Genomic DNA, 20,569 nt, shown 5'->3' with positions numbered 1-20,569 from the left:
CTAAGCTTCGAAGTTTATACTTTCTGATATCTATAAGAAAAACGTCTATCGACGTACTTCCTTCTCTGATATTTTGAATAAAAGCGCGCTGTGTGCCCCTCCCATGGAGCATTCCAGCGCGCTTTTTATTATTCTTGCGGGTGCCTCTCCTCTTTGTAGACCGGCCAAGACATGAGCGATGGCGCCACCATGACAGCGAGCGCAGTCAGTGCAAGCACGGCGAGCCATCCCATCCCCCCTTGCAAAAGCGTTAGCCCAGCCACGAGCGAATAAAGAAATGCGGGAAGGGCGAGCAAGGATCGGACCGCGAGAACACCAGCCGAACGATTCTGCTGATTCGTAAACGGGAGAACCTGCATAAATTCGGCTTTGGCAAACACCGCCCATCTTGTATTCAGCCAATACGACATCATCAATACCAGAGCAAGGTATACGATGATTTTGATGATCGGCGGCGGCAGCCAGACAGCCGGAATGCCGACCAGCGTAATCTGAATGTACAATAATAAGCTCTCAGGGTGGCGCAAAATCGCCTTTAACCCCGCATCCGCCAGCCTCTTCTCCGCCGTACCTTTGAACAATCGGCCGGACTTGCGCATAAACCAGGTCTTGCTTCGTATACTTGGTGGTTTGCCGACGGCTTGAACGAGCAGCTTCTCCGTCAACTGGACCCTTGTCTTCGCATCCTCACGTGCATCTGCGATGAAGGTTCCTTGCATGGCAAGCCGCTTGCGGCTAAGAAGAAACAGCGCCATAAGCAGAATCAAGGCAGCTGCCCACAATACACCATAGGACTCAAGCCAAAACGTAACAAGCAGCGCTAACAGTCCGAATGAGAGCCAGCGTACGAGATAAGTCATTACATGTTTCCGCCAGCCTTTAGAGCTGGAGCGAATCATAGCGGTTAATAAATTCGCGCACCAAGCGCATACAGCCGTCATCATCAGCAAGGTCACCAGGGAAATGCCGGTTATCTCATGTTCCCTGACCAGGATTGGCAGCGCAAGCACTGTAACGACCAATCCCTTGATCGCTGAAACCGTATGACTGTATGCCATGCCCCTGATCATTAACCCCTTCATCCAGCCTCGCTGCTGACGAAGAAACAATACGTCAGCCTCTTCCAGGAACAACAGCACTCTGCCTGAAAACATAAAGAGCAGAAGGCCTACCACCGCCTGCAGCGGGAGGAAGTGTGCCCATCCGGGAAGCGGGCTCGTCCATAACTCGCGGTAGAGCCCGCCTCCCAGCAGTAGACCCGGAACAATGATGTACAGCATAACAATCCAGTCGACCACGGTTGCCAGATTGTCGCGTTGATTCTTCCAATGAGCGGTCACCCTTCGCCAAAAGAGAGCGCCCGGATGGCTAAATTGATAGGATCGATCCATCTCCATTCCCTCCCTCATGTCAGCGCATCGAAGCAATCAAACAACGATGCGCCGGGAAGATCAGCGGCCTGGCGAATTTGATCCAACGTGCCCTCCGAGGCAATCCGGCCTGCGGATATGAGCACAAAGCGATCGCAAATTTTCTCTGCAGTATCCAGCACATGGGTGGACATCAATACGCCGGCTCCCCGACTTCTCTCCTCAAGCAGCAAATTCAAGAAATCTCGGGTGGCCCGGGGATCCAATCCTATAAACGGTTCATCTACAATATAGACGTCCGGCTTGGAGAGAAACCCAATCATCAGCATCATCTTCTGCTTCATTCCTTTGGAGAATCCACCCGGCAGTTCATTGCGCACCAGCTCCATTCCAAACTGACGGAGAAGCTGGTCAGCCTGTCTCTCGAATTGTTCATCATCCATTCCAAATGCAGCGGCCGCCAAATCCAGATGCTCCCACAGCGTCAAATCCTCATAAAACACCGGCTGCTCGGGAACGTAAGCATATCGGGGGGGCTGACCTGCAATAAAGATGTCGGCTTTACTATCTTTAAGCAGCCCAAGCACCGTCTTAATGGTCGTGCTCTTTCCGGCTCCATTCGGTCCGATCAACCCCAGCAGTTCGCCGGGTGCCACTTGAAACGATATATCCCGTATGCGCGGGCGGCCTGGTTCGTAACCCGCCTGCTGGATATCCACCTTCAGTACCGGCTCGGTATCCCATTCATTTTCTTGAATCTTATGCATCCTAACACCCCATCCGTTATTCCTTATCTCAGTATTACGCAGACGGACAAGGATTCGTTGCATTTAGCAAACCTTCTTACATTATACTGTAGAAGTTTCAGGGACCATGCAGCCCTTGCTCCCGGCGGCTGAAGCTTCATCCTTCCGTTCGATTCCGCGGTTTGCATAACAGCAGCAGCGGTTGAAATCCCGCTGACTCCGGCTTACCAGGCTGGAGGTGTAGTTGTGACGAGCGGAGAAAGATAATGTTTCGGCTGGATTGTGACAAATCACATGTTGAATTTTCTCTTTTCAGCGTAATCTTAGATTTGAAGTAAGTCAGGACATGAGTCCATATCAAAGGCGGGAGAATGTATGAAGGTGTCACATGAACGCGATACACAGCTTGCTATGCACCTGTATCGGGTGTTGGCCAAGTCATTCAAGAGCGTCAACGAACATGTCGTGAATGGTAGTAAAATCGAGGGCTTTAATCCCACTTCATTTGCCGTAATGGAAGTACTGTTCTATAAAGGCCGCCAGCCCATCCAGCAGATTGGGGCACAGCTGCTCCTGCAGAGCGGGAACGTAACCTATGTGGTGGATAAGCTCGTCGAAAAAGGTTTTGTGCGCCGCAAACCCTGTCCCGAGGACAGAAGAGTGATTTACGCCGAGCTGACTCCGCCCGGAGAGCAATTGATGCAGAAGCTTTACCCCCTGCATGAACGTCACATCAAGCATGCCCTGGGTGGATTGGATGAGGAAGAGAAACATCAACTGATTGGGCTTCTGAGTAAAATGGGGAAACATGCGGAACAGGTACAAATCGTGCGCCAGTAGAGCTGACAAACAAAGAGAAGAACCCTTTCTCCTTCTCGGAATCAGGGTTCTTCTTGTTAAATACACTCAGTCTTTAAAGCCTTCCAAGGCAATGGTCGGCTTCCCGTCCGCCTGCCAGGCTCCCTTGTTGTATCCCGCATTGTATCCCGGCGCTGCTTCCGGCTCCCAGTAGAACACGCCCAGCCCGGTACCTCCCGATAAACCTCTTACCTTGGTCTTGATGCTCTGGATAAAGCTCTTGGCTGCCGCCGGCTGATTGTAATCCATGCCGATTTCGCTGATCATGATGCTCTTCCCATATCTGGCCGTCATGTCTTTGGCATTGGCAATCGTCTGATCGACCTTCGATGACCAATCGCCTGCTTCCGGGTACAGCGACATGCCGATAATATCAAAGTTCGCGCCGTTGCTGATCAAGCCGCCAATGTTCCACTTGAACAATTCATTGTCGTAGCCATTCGATATATGAACGATCGTCTTGGCCTGGCTGCTGACGGACTTCACTGCATTATGCCCCGTATTGACGAGCCAGGCGTAATTCTTCATGTTCGCCGAGGCTTTGCCGTCGTCCCACAGCATCCCGTTGTTGGTTTCGTTGCCGACCTGTACCCAATCGGGAGTCACGCCCTTATTCTTCATGGTGTTCATCACATAGACGGTATGGGAATAGACCGCATCCATCAGCTGCTGAAAGGTAAAATGACGCCAGGCATAGGGCTTGTTCTGCTGTCCCGGGTCCGCCCAGGAATCGCTGTAATGCAGCGTAAGCATAATGCTCATGCCTTTATTCTTGGCACGCTGGGCCAGCTCGGCGGCTTTTTCCGCATTCAGATAGCCATTCATGTAATCATTCATGTTGGGATTGACCCAGACTCGAATCCGTGCGGAATTGATCTGGTAATCGTTCTTCAGAATGTCCAAAATATCGCGCTGAACCCCTGTCTTGTCCTTCCACTTATATCCTTGAGCTTCCATACCGGGAACCCAGCTGATGTCCGCTCCTTTTGCAAAAGCAGGCGCCGCCTCGGCTGAGCCGTTACCCGTAAAGCCAAACGAGAGCGCAAGCATCGATACGCATAGAAACATTCTGAACCAAACTCCTTTCGCAACTTCAGTCATCATGATACCTCCCTGGTTTTCGTTCACTGCGCAAGTGACACCCCTATTGTAAGCGCTCTCCAAATGAAGCCACAGGGCATAATGCCAACATTTCCGGTCCTTTTCCAAGCAAAATGAATTGTGCGCAAGGGGCCCAAATGTCAGATCTGGTGCAGATAAGACGATCATATGGTATAGACAAAAGAGCTGCGCGGTATATGAAAAAAGGACAGGCACCGTACGCGGCACCTGCCCTGGAAGAGGCATGTTGCGAAACGAATCGGTGCATCGAACGCTAAGACGGCTTACGAAATCCCGCCTTTTATGATCACCTTCACTCCGTAAGGAGCCAACACAAGTTCAGCCCCTGTGTCTTCGCCTGAAATAAAATCGCTGTACCGGGTTCCGTCCAGCATGACCCGCTTTGCTTCGCCAGAGAAGTTCATCACGAAAATGTAGTCCGACTCTCCATCGGTACGAATGGATGCGCTAACGCCCGAAGGCAGCTCCACCGGCAGCGCCCGGCGGACGCCTGTCTGTTCAACGAGTTTCCTGTAAAAATCGGAATGAAACGGCTCCTTGTTCCGGGAGGCAATATAATAGGCTCGGCCCTTCCCTAGCTGATTGACCGTCAAGGCAGGCCGTCCCTCATAAAAATCGGATGCGTAAACGGCCAGTGCCTCCGCCGTCTCCAGATGAATGAGGTCGCAGAGCTCAATGGCTTCATAAGCTTTGGCCAAGCCGAGCCCCCCTCCGTCATTCGTTACGATCCCATTGACATCGTGATCATGGAGAGCATCGATTTCCTCCGACCATACGCCGAGCGTCTTGCGGAGGGGACCCGGAAATCCGCCAAGAAAGCAAAGGTCAAACTCGTCAACGATTCCCGACCAATACGTTGCAACAAACGTGCCGCCCGCTTCCACAAATTGTTGAATCCGCTCGCCCACGCCCGGGCGTACCATATACAGCATGGGCGCTACCAAAAGTTTATATCTGGAGAAGTCCTGCTCCATATCGATGACGTCGACCGGGACTCCCAACTCCCATAAAGCCCGGTAATGCTCTTGCACGGTCTCCTCATACTTGACTCCCTTGTTCCGAGGACCCTGCGCATCGTTGATGGCCCAGCGGTTCTCCCAGTCAAAAATGACCGCCGCTTCCGCCGGAATGCCCGTTCCTACAACGGCATCCATCTTCTTGAGATAGTCCCCGACCTCGGCCACATCGCTGAACACCCGGGTGTGTTCATGACCGACATGATCGACGACGGCCCCGTGCAGCTTCTCGCTCGATCCCCTGCTCTTGCGCCATTGAAAGTATTGCACCGTATCCGAACCATGGGCAACGGCTTGCATGGAGGACAGCAAATGCATACCCGGACGCTTCAGCTTGCTCACCGGCTGCCAGTTGGTTAAACTTGGCGTGCTCTCCATGAGCATCCAAGGCTGTCCGCCTTTGATCGAGCGGATAATATCATGCATCATGGCAACGCGGGCTGCCTGCACGGCCTCATCCCCGCCCTGATCATGCCAGGTCGGATAGCTGTCCCAAGATACCACGTCCAGCAGATCAGCGAACTTCCAGTAATTCAGCCCTTCAAAATATTCCATCAGATTGGTCGTAACCGGAAGGGATGGATTGACCCTGCGGAGGGGTTCCATTTCATGCCGGATGAAATCCGCCGTCTGATCGGTTACAAACCGTCTCCAATCCAGGTTCATTCCATGGACCTGCGTCTCACCGTGCGGTGCTGGGGATTCGATCTGGCTCCATTTCGTAATCGTGTGACTCCAGAATGCGCTCCACCAGGCATGGTTGAGGTCATCAAGCGTAGCATACTTCGCCTGCAGCCAAGACCGGAATGCGTCCTGGCAGTAGTCGCAATGGCAATCGCCGCCAAACTCGTTCGAGATATGCCAACCGATCACGGCTGGATGGTTGCCGTACCGCTCCGCAAGCTTCCTGTTGATCGTATGGACCTTCTCCCGATAGACCGGCGAAGTATAACAGTGATTATGCCGGAAACCGTGCAGGTTACGGACCCGTCTCTCGCTTACGCGAAGCACCTCAGGATACTTCTCCGACATCCAAGCCGGTCTTGCGCCGCTCGGCGTTGCCAGAAAAGCATAAATTCCATTGGCGGCAAAGCGGTCCAATACGGCGTCAAGCCAATCAAACGTGAACACTCCTTCCTCGGGCTCTAAGGAAACCCATGAAAATATGCCGACGGACATCACATTGCAATTCGCCAGCTTCATCAGCCGGATATCCTCTTCGAGGACTTCGGGATAACGGAGCCATTGCTCCGGATTATAATCGGCTCCATGCAGCATGTGCGGAACGCGCGAGCTAATCGGATTAAACGTTCGTTTCATAGTAGGTTAAACCTCCTGTTTCCTGTTATGTTTGCATCTCTTATTCTTTGACAGAGCCCAGCGTCATCCCTTTAACGAAAAAACGCTGCAAAAAAGGATAGACCAGCAGGATGGGCGCCGCGCCGATAAAGATCTGTGCGGCATTCACCGTCGTCTGGGACAAAAGCTCCATCTCTTTCGGGCTCATACTCATCGAGCTCATGTCCCGCTGGATAATAACCGTCTGCAGGAAGGTCGCCAGCGGGAAGTCCTTGGCATTGTTCAGATACAGCAGCCCGTCAAACCATGAGTTCCAATGGAACACCATGCTGAACAGCGCAATCGTGGCAATCGAGGGCAGCGAGATCGGCAAATAAATCTTAAACAGCGTTTTGAAATGGCCGGCTCCATCGATGAAAGCTGCTTCCTCCAGTTCTTTCGGAATCCCCCTGAAGAAGTTCAGCATCAGGATCACCAGAAAGGTATTCACGGTGCCGGGAATGACCAGCACCCAGAAGGAGTTGATCAAGCCCAGCTTCTGAATCACGATATAGAATGGCACCAGGCCGCCATTAAACACCATGCTGAACACAAACAGCCAGGAATAAATACTGCGGCTGCGGAAGACGCGGTTCTCCTTGGACAACGGGTATGCGGCCAGAAACGTTACGGCAAGCGTTAGAGCCGTTCCTAATACGGTACGCGCAATGGAGATCCAGATCGAGTGCAGAAACGCCGGGTTATTGATCGTTTTCTTGTAAGCCTCCAGCGAAAAATCGACCGGCCATAATCCCACCAGACTGGCGTCGGCAGCGGCTTTGGAGCTGAACGAAATCGCCAGCACATGAAGCAGCGGAATGATGCAGAGAATGGCCAGCGCGACAAGCAAGCAGGTATTAAACACGTTAAATATGCGGTATTCCATCGTTTTATGGTACATGGCTCTCCCTCTTTCCCTCTGCTAGAATATACGGTAGCCCGCCCACTTGTAGGCCAGCCGATAAGATACGAGAATAAGGGCCATACTGATCACCGATTTAAACAAGCCGATGGCCGTTCCAAACCCCATCTCGCCATTGAGGATTGCTGTACGGTATACAAAGGTATCGATAATATCGCCTTTCTCGTATACCAGCGGATTGTACAGGTTGAAGATTTGGTCAAACCCGGCATTCAGGATGTTGCCGAGCGCCAATGTTCCGACAACGATCGTGATGGGAATCATGGCAGGGATCGTGATATGAAGCGTTTGTTTCAGGCGTCCCGCTCCATCCATCTCCGCAGCTTCGTACAAGGTCGGGCTGACGCCGGCCAGCGCAGCCAGGAATACAATCGTATTGTAGCCGAACTCCTTCCATACGTCGGACACGATCACCGTGAACCGGAACCAGTTATTGTCTCCGAGAAAAAAGATCGGATCGATGCCGACGGCCGCCAGAATCCGATTGGCAAAACCGTCCACGGCGAGCATTTCGATCAAAATTCCGCCCAGGATGACCCAGGACAAAAAGTGCGGCAAATACACCATCGTCTGGATGCTCCGCTGAAGCGCCGTTTTTCGGATTTCATTCAGCAGAATGGCAAACACGAATGGAATCAGCAGATTGAACACGATTTTCATCACCGCGATGACCAAGGTGTTCCATATGACCTGCATGCTGTCCTGCCTTTCAAACAAATAACGGAAATTGTCCAATCCCACCCATGCGGAGCCGCCAACGCCCTCCCACGGCTTATAGTCCTGAAAAGCCATAATGATGCCGCCCATCGGCAAATAACTGAATAAGAACAGACAGATAAGGGCCGGCAGCAGCATGACGTGGAAAGGCCATGTTTTTTTCATCCTCTTCATCCAAGATCCTCCCGTTAAATCAATCTACCTCTTGATTATAGGACCCGTCCCACGGGGCGCAGTAGCCCACAAAACCAATATTCATGGCACGATAGCAATCAATTTGCGGCGGCTCCCATGACACAAAAAGGACGGCCTTTGGCAGGCCGCCCTTCATTAATCGGTAACCATAACTACTTCACGCTTTGATACCATTCGTTAACCTCTTTGGTGATCTGTTCGCCGCCTCCGGCTTTCCACGTCTCAACGAATTTATCAAACGATTCAACCGGCTGCTTGCCGTAAATGATCTCGTTCAGGGTTTGATTCTCGATCTTCAGCAGATAATCCCACTTCGATTTCATCGTGGAGGTAACCGGTCCCGTAAACATGTTCTTCTTGGAGATCTCCTCTTGGGAGAGGAGCACCTCGGCAGCGGCCGGCGTATCCTTGCCATAGTTCACCGCGACATCTTTTTCGAGACGGCTCTCCGGCTTCTCCCCTTTTGCCAGCTTCAGCAGCGCTTTCATCTGCTCGTCCGGAATCCGGGCGCCGTCGCGGACCAGCAAATAACGGACGACATTGACATAACCGCCTTCGATTTGATCGTTCGGAACCATTTCGCCATTGGCATCGAGCTCGAAGTCATAGCCTTCAAACAGTCCATTGGCAAATTCGCCGCCTTCCTTGGACACCGCAAAGTTATCAAACAGATAGTTCTGATACGTGAAGAAAGCTTCAGGATGCTCCATGTCTTTATGGATCAGGGTAACGCCATTCGTATACTGCGTTCCATGCCGCATCGCAGTGCCATCAGGACCAGCCGGAATCTGCACAGGCTTCCAGACAGCTTCCGGCGCGTTCTTCACGGTATCAATCAGCGGCCAGCCGCTCATCCAATAGGGCCCCGGAATGATCCCGGCCGTTCCGGCTACAGCCGGCTCCGCAGTCTTATTCTCATCCCACAGTGCGGCTTCCTTCGGAATATACCCTTTATTCATCCACTCGTTCAGCTTCGCCAAGCCTTGCTTCATGCCTGAATGAACCGAGCCATATTCCAGGCTTCCGTCCTCAGCCACGTTCCACTGCTGCGGCAGCGTTCCGTAAGCGCCGAATATCCAGGACGGATCGCCCATCCAGGTGCTCATTGACGTTTTGAAGCCAATGCTGAGCGGGGTGACTTTGTCCGGGGCAAGACCGGACGGGTTCTGGTTCTTGAAGGCCTCCATCACCTGCTCAAGCTCATCCATCGTCTTCGGTGCGCTCATCCCCAGCTTGTCCAGCCAATCCTGCCGGATCCATAATACATAGTCGTGATTATAGGCAAAATCCAGCACCGGTAGCCCCATTCGCTTACCGTCCCGGCTGTACTGATTCCACACATTGGAATCCAGATTCATCGCGTTCTTCCACGTTTCCGATGCATACTGGTCAAACAGCGTGCCTACCTCGGCAAACATGCCGGAATCGATTAAATCCTGGGCCAACTGCTGATTTTCGGTGCCGAGCGTGACGACATCCGGCATCTCCTGTCCGGAGGACATAGCCAAACGCAGCTTGGTTGCAAATGCGCCGTTGGTATCCGTAATGGACCACAGCGATTTGATGTTGATGCCGAACTTCTCCTTGGCCCACTTCGTGGCCACGTTGTTCTCGATCGTTTCCCCATTCTTGAATTGCAGCGTTGGATCAACGCCCCACACCGTCGTAATCGTAACTTCCGGATCATATTTGTCTTTGTAGACGTTTTCAGTTTTGGATTCGGTTGGCTGTTGTGCCGCTTCCGGCTTCGGCTCGCCCCCGGAGCATCCGGCCAAGGATCCGGCCAGCAGCAAGGACGCGGCCAGGATCGGGAACCATTTCTTTTTTCTAGCGTTCATATCTAAATCCCCCTTCTACCACCTTATGGATTACATGTTTAATTATAGAGGGGCCGGCTGCCGCATCCTATGTCACGAATCGAAGATTTCTGCACCTTTAGCAACATCCTTGGTCTCTGTATTCGTTCGGCGTCATCCCGTAGTGCTTCCGGAACATCTTGCTAAAATACTGCGGGTTCTGGTAACCCAGTTCAGCAGTAATTTCATAAATCTTCTTGTTTGTATGCTTCAGCAGGTATAACGCCCGCTCCATTCGCTTGCGGATGATATAATCGCCAAGACCCTCTCCGGTTTCACTCTTATAAATCTTGGATAAATACACCGGATGCAGGAATACCCGGTCCGCAATCGTCTTGACGGACAGATCATGACCCGAATCGGCAGTCACCATCTCCTGAACCTGTTTGATGATATGGCTCTTGCTCGTTGTCTCCTGCTCGGAGGAGATATCATGAAGTTTGTTCAGCATATCAAGCGACCAGGAACGCAGCTTCGCAGCCGACTGAACCACCTGCTGAATATAGAGGGGATCCCAGCCGGCCTGGTCCAGCTGATGAATATAATGGCCCTGCTTATGAGCCAGGTACATAAAGGCATTGGCAACCGACAAAAACATTTCATACAATGCCGTCTGCCCTATGAATGCGGTTTCAAGTTCTCCAAAGACTTCTTCTATTTTGTCCCGGGCGGCATCCCACTGCCTTGTCTCCAGCAGATGCAGCAGGCTGGGCGGTTTGGCAAACGCCTGGGTAACGTCCCACACAGGCTCAAACAGCCGGCCATCATGGTCTTCCGCAAATCGGATGGCTTCATGATCTCCGTTTCCCCAGAGGTAAAGCGAGCTTAATCCCGACCGGTAAACGGATGCCAATTCCTCCGGAAAATCAAAGGAGGCCGACACGAGAACTGAAATGCTTCCCTTCAGATAGCTGTCCACGTCCTGTTGAAACTGGATTACATACCGTTTCAATGCGCGGGAATCCGCGAATGCATCCATTTCCCCTGCCTTGGGCTCGCTCTTGGACTGAGCCAACAGAATCAAGCCGTTATGCGGCGTTTTGCTGGACCACACATGGAGCAGCTCGGCAAATACCTCCTCCGCAATATTACCGATGGCATATTCCATCAGGCTGACCGAATGGTCGTCCATTCTTGTAAATTTCTGCCCAAGCCGGATCAGCAGCATGACCGTCCGCCGGTCTGTTCGGAGCGGGATCTCGTATTCATGCAGCTTGTGTTCGAGTGAAGGGCGCGGTATCTCGCGTCCAAGCAAGAGATCATGCATGAGGCTGTTCCGCAGAATGCCGAGATCCGATTTACGGCTGTACATCAACTGATGGTACTGCCCAAGCTCCTTCCGCTCCTCCTTGATTGACGCCAAGGCGGAGCTCACGCTGCGTATGAATTCATCATCGTCCACCGGCTTCAAAATATAATCGGATGCCTGCAGCCGAATCGCCTGCTTGGCATATTCAAAATCCGAATAACCCGTAAGCAAAATGCAGCGGATATGCGTCCAGCGCTCGGTTATGGTCTCCACCAGCTCCAGGCCGGTCATGACCGGCATCCGAACATCCGTGACCACCACATCGATGTCCTGCTCCTCCAGCAGGTCGATCGCTTCCAAGGCGGAAGAAGCCTGGTGCACTTCTTCAATATCCAGCTCACGCCATGGAATGGTCTGATATAAACTTTCCGTGACATAACTCTCGTCATCAACCAATAAGATATTCATTCATTCCCTGCCCCCTGCCCTGACTTTGATTGATACCTTCCAAGCGATCCGGCAGCGGCCAATAGAGCACAGCCCGTACCCCTCCCTGCGGAGATGCCGCAAACCGCAGGCCCGCTTCTTCGCCGTAACGCAGCCGCATGCGCTGGTGAACATTCCAGACGCCGCATCCCATCTCCTGATCCATCGGCTTGTTCAACCGAGCCTCCAGCTCGGCCAGCTTCTGCCCGTTCATACCTATTCCGTTATCATCCACTTGGATGCAGGCCACGCCGTCCAGAATTCGGAAGGTTACCCTGATCTCGCCGTCGCCCGAATGAGGTTCAATGCCATGCAATACGGCATTCTCTACCAAAGGCTGAATGACCAGCGGCGGGATCTCCATGCCTTCGGCTTCTTCCGTCAAATCAAGATGATATTGCAGACGCCTCATCCGCATCTGCTGAATTTCCAAATAATGCGTAACGAACTCCATCTCATCGGGCAAGGGAACCAGCTCCCTTTCCTGACGCGTGGTATAGCGGAAATACCGGGACAAGTTGTGCGACATCGCCACGACGGCTTCGTATTTCCGAAGCTTCGCCATACTGGTGATAAACGAGAAGCAATTATAGAAGAAATGGGGATTGATCTGGGACTGCAGCTGCTTCAGCTTCGCTTCCCTGACATGGATCTTCTCCATGTATACATGCTCGAACAGCTCCTGGATCTGCTCCACCATCGAGTTGAATCTCGTAGCCAGAAAACTGAACTCGTTTCGGCCCGATACCTTCATCCTCACCGCGTAATCCCCGGCCTGCAGCCTGCGGAACACATAAACCAGCTGCTTGATCGGAACCTGAACCTGGGAGTACAGCAGGTATGCGGCGAGGCAGCTCATCAAGAGCAATGCGGCGATCGATATATAAAAGAGCCTGTTGGACGTATGGATCGGCTTCATAATGTCCGATAGCGGAATATAGTCTATCAAATACCATCCGGTCGTTTCCGATAATACGATGCTGACCGAATAGGTTTTGCCGCCCACTTCCTTCGCGCGGTTCTCCACGTCTTGGAGCGGCCCCCGACCCAGCTCCGCCATCATATGGTTAATCAGTTCCTGGTCCGCGGTACGGTTGTAAATAACGCCGGTATCCGGTTTATAGTAGAACGGATCGCTCCTTCCGTCGCTTTTAAAGCGGTCCAGCATATCCTGAATGTTGGTGCTGTCGAATTCCACCTTGATCACGGTATTCGCCTTGCCTGTATGATGCTGGGTGGAATACGGTGCCACCGAATACCAGACAAACAGGAACCGCCGCTCGCTCCCCTCATCATAAGGAGTGACCTGCCAGCCCGGCTTCACGTCCTCCGCAAGCTCCTTTGGCGAGTAAAACCCGGCATCGCTTTCGGTGACCACCCGCCCAAGGGACGGGGAATAAATGGCCAGATGGCTGCGCCAGTTTGAAGAGCTCTCCTGTATGCTCAGCTTCGTCTGAATCTGCTTCACCAGGTTAATCGCATCCAGGTTCAGATATTTATCCTGCAAATAAATATCCCGAAAGCTTGAAATGTCCGGGTCATGCAGCAGCAAATTCGGCCACGATGCCAAAATATCGATATTGGTATTCACCTGATTTTGAAAGAAGACGAGCTGGTTCGTATTCGATTGGCTGAGCTCCTTGCTGAGCACGTTCGTCGTGGTTTGGTTCGAATAGAAATAGAGGCCGACAATCGGAATCAACATTAGGAAAATAAACAGAATGATTTTTCGGAACAGATTAAATTTGGACATACGTCGGCAGCCCCTTGGGTTATGTAGTATGAGAAGTTCATTTATAGAGCGAAATATGTTTATTATATCGGAGTCCACCCTGCGCCGTGTAGGGCATATTAGCAAGATTTCAGACACTTTCGAAGGGGATTGTTGCGAGATGGCCGTCAGCGTCCGCAAAGAGGAGCATTAAACAAGAAAACAGGATCCGGCCTCAAAGAGACCGGATCCTGTTAAATATGCTATGAAAAAATATATGCCTTACATGAGTCCATCCATCAATGGCCTGACGGCTGTGTCTCTTCCGTTCCCGTCTCGGGTTCAGGAGGCGCATTGCGGAAGGCGGCCACGATCAGCATACAGATCACCGCCATCACGGCCATCACCACAAACAGGGAATTCAGGCTGCCCTCCAGTATTCCGCTCAGCAGGCTGCCTGACCCTTCGGGCAGTTCAGCCATGCCATGCGGAGAGAGCAGCTTATTAATATCGTCGCTGGTAATGCCTGCCGCATCCGGCTCCGCTGCAAGTCTGCCCGCAATCCCCGCATTGACCCATAATCCGAACACCGCTACGCCCACGGTCTGACCGAACGTGCGGATGAAGGAGTTCAGCGCCGTGGAAGCTCCCCGGACCTCATAACCCACCGAAGATTGCGCGATGATTTGAAACAAGGTGGAGATATATCCGAAGCCGACCCCATAAATGAACGTAAAGACCAGCAGCACGCCCAGCGCCGTATCCTTATGCATGAGCGCCAATCCTACGGCTCCGACGATTAGAAATACGACGCCGATAATCGCCGTTTTCCGGGAACCGGATTTAATGATCAGGCGCCCGCTGATAATCGAACCGATCAGCCATCCGATCGACATCGGGGCTAATGCCAGGCCCGACAAGGTCGCGTTGCCGCCCCGAACCCCTTGAATCCACAGCGGCAAATACGTGGTCAGCCCGATGATAAGCGCGCTTACCAGAATATTGGCTACCGTCGATACCGTAATATCCCGGATCTTGAACAGATGGAGCGGCAGCATCGGCTCCTTCACCCGGCTCTCCACCACCAGGAACGCAGCGAGCAGCACCACGGAACCGATCATCAAACCGAGCATGAACGGAGAAGTCCAAGAATAGCTCTCTCCGCCGCCTACCGCGAGCGCAAACAGCAGCGCCGTCATTCCCACGGTAAACAAGGCCGCTCCCCCGTAATCGATCGATACTTCGCGCGAGGTGCGCTCCTCTTTGAAATAACGGAATATCAGCCATATCGATAACAGCGCAAACGGTACATTAAAGACAAAGATCCAGTGCCAGGACAGGTAGTCCACGAAATACCCGCCAAGCAGCGGTCCGATCAGAGAGGAGATTCCCCATACGGAGCTGATCATCCCCTGAATCTTCCCTCGTTCCTCCAGATTGTAAATGTCTCCGACAATCGTGAAGGTCACCGGAATAACCGCACCGGCCCCAATTCCTTGGATTGCCCTGAATATGATCAGCTGCGTCATGTTCTGCGACAGGCCGCACAGCAATGAGCCTACGAGAAAGATCAGCGAGCCGTATAAAAATACGGGCTTGCGTCCATATAAATCGCTTATTTTACCGAAGATCGGCGTCGTTACCGCCATCGTCAACAGGTATGCCGTAAAAATCCAGCTCATCAGGCTTACGCTGCCGAAGCTGCTGATAATGGCCGGGCCCGCCGGGCCGACTACCGTTCCTTCGATCGCAGCCATAAAGGTGGATAACAAAATACCGACCAGGACATAACTGCGTTTGTTTTGTTTTAATACACCCATGTTCCTTCGTCCCCTTTACTCTAGACAGCCCCGGCATTTTCCAGTCCCTGCCGTATCAGGTTTCCGATATCTGTCCTTCTGATTAGGATAAAAACCGGGGCTAACAGCATAAAAGCGCCTCCCGATACCAGGAGCGCTTTCACATCATGTAACGTTTCTATTATAAGGGCTACCGCGAAGGTTGCACAGACATTTTCCCGCTTCGCAGATGAATATAGGAAGTGGCATGCCTCTTCATGAGCTCGGGATCGTGCGTAATCATCAATATGGCCGAGCCTTCCCCAATGACATAACGGCACAGCTCGATCACCTTATCGATGGCGGCATAGTCCATCCCCGACGTCGGTTCGTCCAGGATATACAGCCCTCTTTGCAGCATTAATTGGCTGATGATGCTCAAAAGGCGCTTCTCCCCCTGACTGAGCAGGTAGGGAGACAATTCAAGCCGATCCGTAAGTCCCGCTTTCCCCAAAAGAAACCTAGCGCGCTGCTGCTGGCCAGCGGATAGCTCCGGACGCTTCTTCACGGACACCCCTCCATGAAGACTGTAAATCAGCTCCTCCCACACATTCGGGGCAGTAAACATATATTCCGGCTGCTGAAACACATAGCCGATCATCTCGGCTCTGCGGTAGACGGCCATTCCCTTCGTATCTTCCCCTTGCCAGCGTATGCTGCCTGCCGGAGCTGGCAGCAGTCCCATGATCAGGCGGCTGAGGGTCGTTTTGCCGGACCCGTTCTCCCCGGTCAGCAGCACCCAGTCGCCGGGATCAATCTTCGCATCGATATCGCGCAGCGCCTCCCGGCCGCCGGGATACGCAAACGTCAGCGAATTGATCTGGAGCAGCGGGGAGACGGCAGACAGCCCGCTGCCTTCCGCATGGGGGACCGCTGCAGACACGGAACATGCGGGGATCGACGCTTCCGCACGGGATACCGATGCAGGCAGGGAGCCTGCGAGGATCGGCATTTCCGCACGGGGTTCAGCCGAATGCGGGGAAGTTGCCGCCGGGACAGGCTTGTCCCCGGCGGCGGCACCCGCTGCCTCGCCTGAAAGCCGAGGCAGCAAGCCCAGCTGCACCAGCTGCTCCCCGCAGCAGTGCAGCAGCTCATCCGGCGGCCCGTCGAGCACGACGGCCCCGCCGTCCAGGACGATGACGCGCCCTGCGGCGCGCGCGACATCGTCAAAGCGGCCGGACGCGGTAATCAGCGTCCGGCCCTCCGCCTGCAGCTTGCGGCACAGCTGCAGGAAGTTCGCCTGCGCCGCGGCATCCAGGCTGGCGCAGGCGTCGTCGAAGACGAAGAGCCGCGGGCGCAGCGCCAGCACCGCGGCAATGGCCGTGCGCTGCCGTTGTCCGCCGGACAGGCTGCGTACCGGATCCATCCGGCGGTCTAACAGCCCGACCGCCGTAAGGGACTGCACCACCCGCTCCTCAATCTCAGCGGGCGGAACCCGCATATTTTCAGGACCGAAGGCCGCCTCGTCCTCCACGATGCCCTGAACGAGCTGTGCATCCGGATCCTGAAACAATACTCCTACCGCTTCAGCCACGTCGGCAATCGGCGCCGTGGCGGGATCAAAACCATCCAGCAGCACTTCCCCAGTTCTCGTGCCTCCGCCGCTCCGCGGAAGAAGACCACACAGCAGTTGGCACAGCGTTGACTTCCCGCTGCCGCTTGCCCCGAGGATCGCGACCCACCCGTTCTGCTCGATCTCCAGATGGAGATCCTGTATAACCGGGCGCTCTTCTCCATCGTAAAGAAATCCGAGGTCCCGGCATGTTACCGTTGATCCTGACATGGAACTATCCCTTCACGGCGACGGCAAACCGGCGAAGCAGGCCTGTCTTCACTAACGCCTCTCCTAACACTTTCGTTAACAGACCGCAGAGGAGCACGCCGCTCAGAATGCGCACTACCAGCGCAATACCAAGCACTTCAAGCGGCCAGGATGTATATCCGAACATGTTGGCCGCGAACAGAAACCACAGCGGTACCATCGCGCCGCCAGCCAGCATGAGCACGCCGGCAGTCCACTTTTTATGGCGGTAGATGGCAAAAATCGTCTCGGCTACGATCATATAACAGCCTGCGGCCACAAAACACGAAGCAATGCCGTAGACCGTCCCCGTCAGAGCTTGAATCGTGCCGCCAATCGCAAAGGTGACGACCGCCGTCCCCGGTTTACGAATGATGTAATACGCCAAGAGCCCATACACCATGTAGATGCCCGTCGTTGTCGAAGTTGCGATGGGTCCGCCAAGACTGTTCAGCAGCTTGTTAACCGGCCCTATGTACACCGTTAGAACGGCATTGACGGCAGCAAGCATCGCCATCAGGATTATTTCCTGCGTCGTAAAAGCAAACCATTTTTTTGGGGATGATGATGAATTCAAATGTAGTCCTCCTTAATTCCAGCCATGGTTGGCTGTACTAGCACTTTCAGATGCTTCATTCATATTTTGCATGCTTCCGCCCCGATCGTCAACCTAATTTTGAACATAAAAGGTTAACAATTTAGACAATCCACCACACGACAATGGTTGCTAGCACATACATGACAGCCGATATGACGGCCCATAAAGGAATGTTAACCTCCGTACGGTACGTTCGTTCCGGATACGCGCCAAAGCCTTTGGACTCCATTGCGCCCGCCGTTTGCTGCACACGCCGCAGCGCATTGAGCAGAACAGCCGATACAAACTTCAAGCCATAGCGAATGCGGTTACTAAGGCCCTTGGGTGGTCGATGGCCCCTCACCTGCTGGGCAGCCAAAATATGGGTTCCCTCTTCCTCCAACAGCGGGATAAAGGTTAGCGCTGCGGATATGCCAAACGCAAACCGGTAAGGGATTCGAAGACGTCTGGTCAATTCGGCTACCAGCTCTCTCGGATCTGTCGTCAAGATATACGCCATCGAGGTTAGAAACAAGGTAAACATCCGGAGCGTCATGGCACCCGCGGCGTTTAGCGCCTCCACTGTTAAGGAGATGGGTCCCCATTGCAGCCATATGGTCTCTCCCTTGACCGTCAGACTGGTCAGAATGAAATAGGGTACTGCAACGATTGCAATCAGCCGGATCCCTCCCAGCAGCCGCTTGCCTGACACCTGGCCTGCAAATCGGGCTTGTCCAATGCATAACAGAAGGAATAACGCCTGCTGCCAGGCCTGATCAAGCAGCATGGCTATCACGGCGGTGCAAAATAATATCACCAGCTTGCTTAATGGATCATATCGATGAAGAAGCGTGTTACCCTTCTCATATTGAATCAGCATATTACAACTCCTGCCTTTCTATCGGCCTTGTCCATTCTTTACTTAACCGTGAAAAAACGACGGCATCCACATAACCGCTTGGCGTATGGCGATAATCTCTTAAGACGCCTTCGCGCGTATAGCCGATCCTCGCAAACCAACGGCATGCCCGTTCATTTCTCGAATCAACAAAAGCTTCGATCCGGTTTAGTCCCATGGATGTGTATCCAAATGCCGCAACCATTTCGGCCGCCTCCGACATGAAGCCCTGCCCCCAAAAAGCGCTTGTGAGCTCACAGCCGAACTCGCCTTTGAACGCGCCATTCAGCTGCCACATATTAAACCCGCAGCTGCCGATCAATTGGCCTGTGTCTATGGCTTCGATGCCCCAGCGGATGGCCTCGTCCTGCTCGGCAAGCAGATGCAGCCAATGAATCAATGCCTTTGCGTCCTCAGCCGAATGCATGGCGGGCAAATCCAGAAAAGCGGTCGTATTCGGATCGGACCAGCAGCGGAACATCGCTTCCGCATCACCCTTCTCCAACCCGCGCAGACGTATTCGCCGGCCATTCAACTCCGGAATGATTCCCTTGCAGACATACATGGTTTTTGCACCTCCTTGCAAATAATCTGACTTGCATCGGCTGTTTCCGGTGATACTATGTCGTGTATAAAAGAGTATAGCGAATATTTAACCCGTGTCCTGGTCACCCTTCAGTATCTCTAGAAGCTGGATGTATCTATATTGATGGATTCGGGAGGCTTCCGTCAATATGCATGTTACAGCCCCGTTGAACAGTACGGAAGAAGGAGGAAAGTCATCTGAGTATGAATATCGCGATTATCTTGCTGTTCACCGTCGTTATCATTCCCGCTGCCATTACACAAATCGGATATCTGCAGATTACAAGGATGAGAGTAAAGAACGATCTTAGGCTGTTCTCCGTGCTGGAAAAAGCCGGACTGTACAGCAGAGAGCAATATGAGTCACTTCAGAAGAACGAAGTGGTCATTACGAGTTTTGACGGATTGAAGCTGTGCGGCGCAGCCATTGAGAACAATCCCGGCTCCAAGCATTGGATGCTTCTCGCACACGGCTATACCGGATCCCGAGCCGTATCCACCCAATTCATCGATTTGTTCGCAGAAGAGGGCTACAATGTCCTTCTCATCGACCAACGGCGGCACGGGCGAAGCGAAGGACGTTATACCACCTACGGCTATTATGAAAAACACGATGTGCAAGCGTGGGTGCGCTGGCTTATTCAGCAGTATGGCCAGGATGTGGCCATTGGGCTTCATGGTCAATCGCTGGGAGGCGGAACCGTGCTTGAATATTTGTCCATTGCCGAGCCGCAGGTCAAGCTTGTCATCGCCGATTGTCCGTATTCCGATTTGACGGATTTAATGCGGCATCAGCTTACGCGTATTAACAAAATCCCTTCGGTGCCGTTCCTGTCTTGGGTCAATGCCAGAATACGGCGCAAGGCCGGGTTCAGCCTCGATCAAGTCAGTCCGATCCGTGCCGTTCGGAACAGCACGCTGCCGGTTATGTTCATCCATGGCACCAAGGATAATTACGTGCCTACCCGAATGAGTATCGAGATGTTTGAGGCCAAACCGGAACCGAAAAAACTTCTTCTTATCGAAGGCGCTATCCATGCGAACGCTTATCATGTTGATCCCAAGCATTATCGGGAAAGCGTGCACTCTTTCCTTCGTGAACATATAGATCAACCCGTAAGAGCACCGCAGGTGGACGCTGAACGAGTATCACAGCCGGAAACGGAAGCTCCGCCTGCATCTCATCCTTTCCAGTTGGAGTTGGACGGCACACTTGAAACGATATAGACCCGTGTTGATACTTCATATCTCTTCAAAAAAGCCCCCGCCTGCACGCATAAGAAC

General features: G+C 53.0%; 16 protein-coding genes. 2 read left to right on the top strand and 14 right to left on the bottom strand.

The features are described from left to right. Positions 1-128: 128 nt before the first annotated feature. Complete coding sequence (locus tag DP091_RS10470) at positions 129-1,391, bottom strand: ABC transporter permease (RefSeq protein WP_113058264.1); 1,263 nt, start codon at positions 1,389-1,391, stop codon at positions 129-131. Between the two features lie 14 nt (positions 1,392-1,405). Beyond that, positions 1,406-2,137: an ABC transporter ATP-binding protein gene (locus DP091_RS10465; protein ID WP_113058263.1), complete on the bottom strand. Its 732-nt coding sequence runs from the start codon at positions 2,135-2,137 to the stop codon at positions 1,406-1,408. A gap of 354 nt (positions 2,138-2,491) precedes the next feature. Between DP091_RS10465 and DP091_RS10460 the strand changes: the two genes are divergently transcribed. Continuing rightward, positions 2,492-2,956, top strand: a complete 465-nt coding sequence (locus DP091_RS10460; RefSeq protein WP_113058262.1) for a MarR family winged helix-turn-helix transcriptional regulator — start codon at positions 2,492-2,494, stop codon at positions 2,954-2,956. A gap of 66 nt (positions 2,957-3,022) precedes the next feature. Here the strand turns inward: DP091_RS10460 and DP091_RS10455 are convergent, their stop codons facing one another. The 12 genes from DP091_RS10455 to DP091_RS10400 form a co-directional block, all read right to left on the bottom strand. Then, a complete protein-coding gene (locus tag DP091_RS10455; protein ID WP_258394477.1) occupies positions 3,023-4,042 on the bottom strand; it encodes a glycoside hydrolase family 53 protein in 1,020 nt (339 codons plus the stop codon). Between the two features lie 317 nt (positions 4,043-4,359). Next, positions 4,360-6,432: a beta-galactosidase gene (locus DP091_RS10450; RefSeq protein ID WP_113058260.1), complete on the bottom strand. Its 2,073-nt coding sequence runs from the start codon at positions 6,430-6,432 to the stop codon at positions 4,360-4,362. A gap of 40 nt (positions 6,433-6,472) precedes the next feature. Beyond that, complete coding sequence (locus DP091_RS10445; RefSeq protein ID WP_113058259.1) at positions 6,473-7,351, bottom strand: carbohydrate ABC transporter permease; 879 nt, start codon at positions 7,349-7,351, stop codon at positions 6,473-6,475. 21 nt (positions 7,352-7,372) lie between these two features. Continuing rightward, positions 7,373-8,263, bottom strand: a complete 891-nt coding sequence (locus DP091_RS10440; protein WP_113058258.1) for an ABC transporter permease — start codon at positions 8,261-8,263, stop codon at positions 7,373-7,375. 173 nt (positions 8,264-8,436) lie between these two features. Beyond that, positions 8,437-10,122, bottom strand: coding sequence for a type 2 periplasmic-binding domain-containing protein (locus tag DP091_RS10435; protein WP_113058257.1), 1,686 nt, complete (start codon positions 10,120-10,122; stop codon positions 8,437-8,439). Positions 10,123-10,219: 97 nt separating this feature from the next. Beyond that, positions 10,220-11,857, bottom strand: a complete 1,638-nt coding sequence (locus DP091_RS10430; protein ID WP_113058256.1) for a response regulator — start codon at positions 11,855-11,857, stop codon at positions 10,220-10,222. Then, entirely contained in the window at positions 11,838-13,628 is a 1,791-nt protein-coding gene (locus DP091_RS10425; protein WP_113058255.1) for a sensor histidine kinase, read from the bottom strand. Before DP091_RS10425 ends, DP091_RS10430 begins: the two co-directional genes overlap by 20 nt. Positions 13,629-13,885: 257 nt before the next feature. After that, positions 13,886-15,406: an MDR family MFS transporter gene (locus DP091_RS10420; RefSeq protein ID WP_113058254.1), complete on the bottom strand. Its 1,521-nt coding sequence runs from the start codon at positions 15,404-15,406 to the stop codon at positions 13,886-13,888. Between the two features lie 169 nt (positions 15,407-15,575). Continuing rightward, positions 15,576-17,207: an ABC transporter ATP-binding protein gene (locus tag DP091_RS10415; protein WP_113058253.1), complete on the bottom strand. Its 1,632-nt coding sequence runs from the start codon at positions 17,205-17,207 to the stop codon at positions 15,576-15,578. A 4-nt stretch (positions 17,208-17,211) separates the two neighbouring features. Beyond that, positions 17,212-17,802 (bottom strand): ECF transporter S component, encoded by a 591-nt coding sequence (locus DP091_RS10410; RefSeq protein ID WP_373456911.1) that lies wholly within the window; start codon positions 17,800-17,802, stop codon positions 17,212-17,214. A 121-nt stretch (positions 17,803-17,923) separates the two neighbouring features. Beyond that, positions 17,924-18,682: an energy-coupling factor transporter transmembrane component T family protein gene (locus DP091_RS10405; RefSeq protein WP_113058252.1), complete on the bottom strand. Its 759-nt coding sequence runs from the start codon at positions 18,680-18,682 to the stop codon at positions 17,924-17,926. A 1-nt stretch (position 18,683) separates the two neighbouring features. Continuing rightward, positions 18,684-19,265, bottom strand: a complete 582-nt coding sequence (locus tag DP091_RS10400; RefSeq protein WP_113058251.1) for a GNAT family N-acetyltransferase — start codon at positions 19,263-19,265, stop codon at positions 18,684-18,686. 224 nt (positions 19,266-19,489) lie between these two features. Here DP091_RS10400 and DP091_RS10395 point away from each other — a divergent pair, with 224 nt between their 5' ends. Beyond that, positions 19,490-20,512, top strand: a complete 1,023-nt coding sequence (locus DP091_RS10395; protein WP_113058250.1) for an alpha/beta hydrolase — start codon at positions 19,490-19,492, stop codon at positions 20,510-20,512. The last annotated feature ends 57 nt before the right edge of the window (positions 20,513-20,569 follow it).

It is taken from the genome of Paenibacillus sp. MDMC362 (genome assembly GCF_003269305.1).
Taxonomy (GTDB): Bacteria; Bacillota; Bacilli; order Paenibacillales; family Paenibacillaceae; genus Paenibacillus_AQ.
The sequence above is the reverse complement of the archived record's forward strand: the minus strand, read 5'-3'. Positions and strand labels throughout refer to the sequence as shown.

What these genes read in the sequence shown, in the direction of transcription:
- DP091_RS10445 (WP_113058259.1), bottom strand. Translation starts at nt 7,351, where the DNA reads ATGTACCATAAAACGATGGAATACCGCATATTTAACGTGTTTAATACC.
- DP091_RS10455 (WP_258394477.1), bottom strand. Translation starts at nt 4,042, where the DNA reads ATGTTTCTATGCGTATCGATGCTTGCGCTCTCGTTTGGCTTTACGGGT.
- DP091_RS10400 (WP_113058251.1), bottom strand. Translation starts at nt 19,265, where the DNA reads ATGTATGTCTGCAAGGGAATCATTCCGGAGTTGAATGGCCGGCGAATA.
- DP091_RS10435 (WP_113058257.1), bottom strand. Translation starts at nt 10,122, where the DNA reads ATGAACGCTAGAAAAAAGAAATGGTTCCCGATCCTGGCCGCGTCCTTG.
- DP091_RS10460 (WP_113058262.1), top strand. Translation starts at nt 2,492, where the DNA reads ATGAAGGTGTCACATGAACGCGATACACAGCTTGCTATGCACCTGTAT.
- DP091_RS10440 (WP_113058258.1), bottom strand. Translation starts at nt 8,263, where the DNA reads ATGAAGAGGATGAAAAAAACATGGCCTTTCCACGTCATGCTGCTGCCG.
- DP091_RS10415 (WP_113058253.1), bottom strand. Translation starts at nt 17,207, where the DNA reads ATGTCAGGATCAACGGTAACATGCCGGGACCTCGGATTTCTTTACGAT.
- DP091_RS10395 (WP_113058250.1), top strand. Translation starts at nt 19,490, where the DNA reads ATGAATATCGCGATTATCTTGCTGTTCACCGTCGTTATCATTCCCGCT.
- DP091_RS10430 (WP_113058256.1), bottom strand. Translation starts at nt 11,857, where the DNA reads ATGAATATCTTATTGGTTGATGACGAGAGTTATGTCACGGAAAGTTTA.
- DP091_RS10470 (WP_113058264.1), bottom strand. Translation starts at nt 1,391, where the DNA reads ATGGATCGATCCTATCAATTTAGCCATCCGGGCGCTCTCTTTTGGCGA.
- DP091_RS10425 (WP_113058255.1), bottom strand. Translation starts at nt 13,628, where the DNA reads ATGTCCAAATTTAATCTGTTCCGAAAAATCATTCTGTTTATTTTCCTA.
- DP091_RS10450 (WP_113058260.1), bottom strand. Translation starts at nt 6,432, where the DNA reads ATGAAACGAACGTTTAATCCGATTAGCTCGCGCGTTCCGCACATGCTG.
- DP091_RS10405 (WP_113058252.1), bottom strand. Translation starts at nt 18,682, where the DNA reads ATGCTGATTCAATATGAGAAGGGTAACACGCTTCTTCATCGATATGAT.
- DP091_RS10420 (WP_113058254.1), bottom strand. Translation starts at nt 15,406, where the DNA reads ATGGGTGTATTAAAACAAAACAAACGCAGTTATGTCCTGGTCGGTATT.
- DP091_RS10465 (WP_113058263.1), bottom strand. Translation starts at nt 2,137, where the DNA reads ATGCATAAGATTCAAGAAAATGAATGGGATACCGAGCCGGTACTGAAG.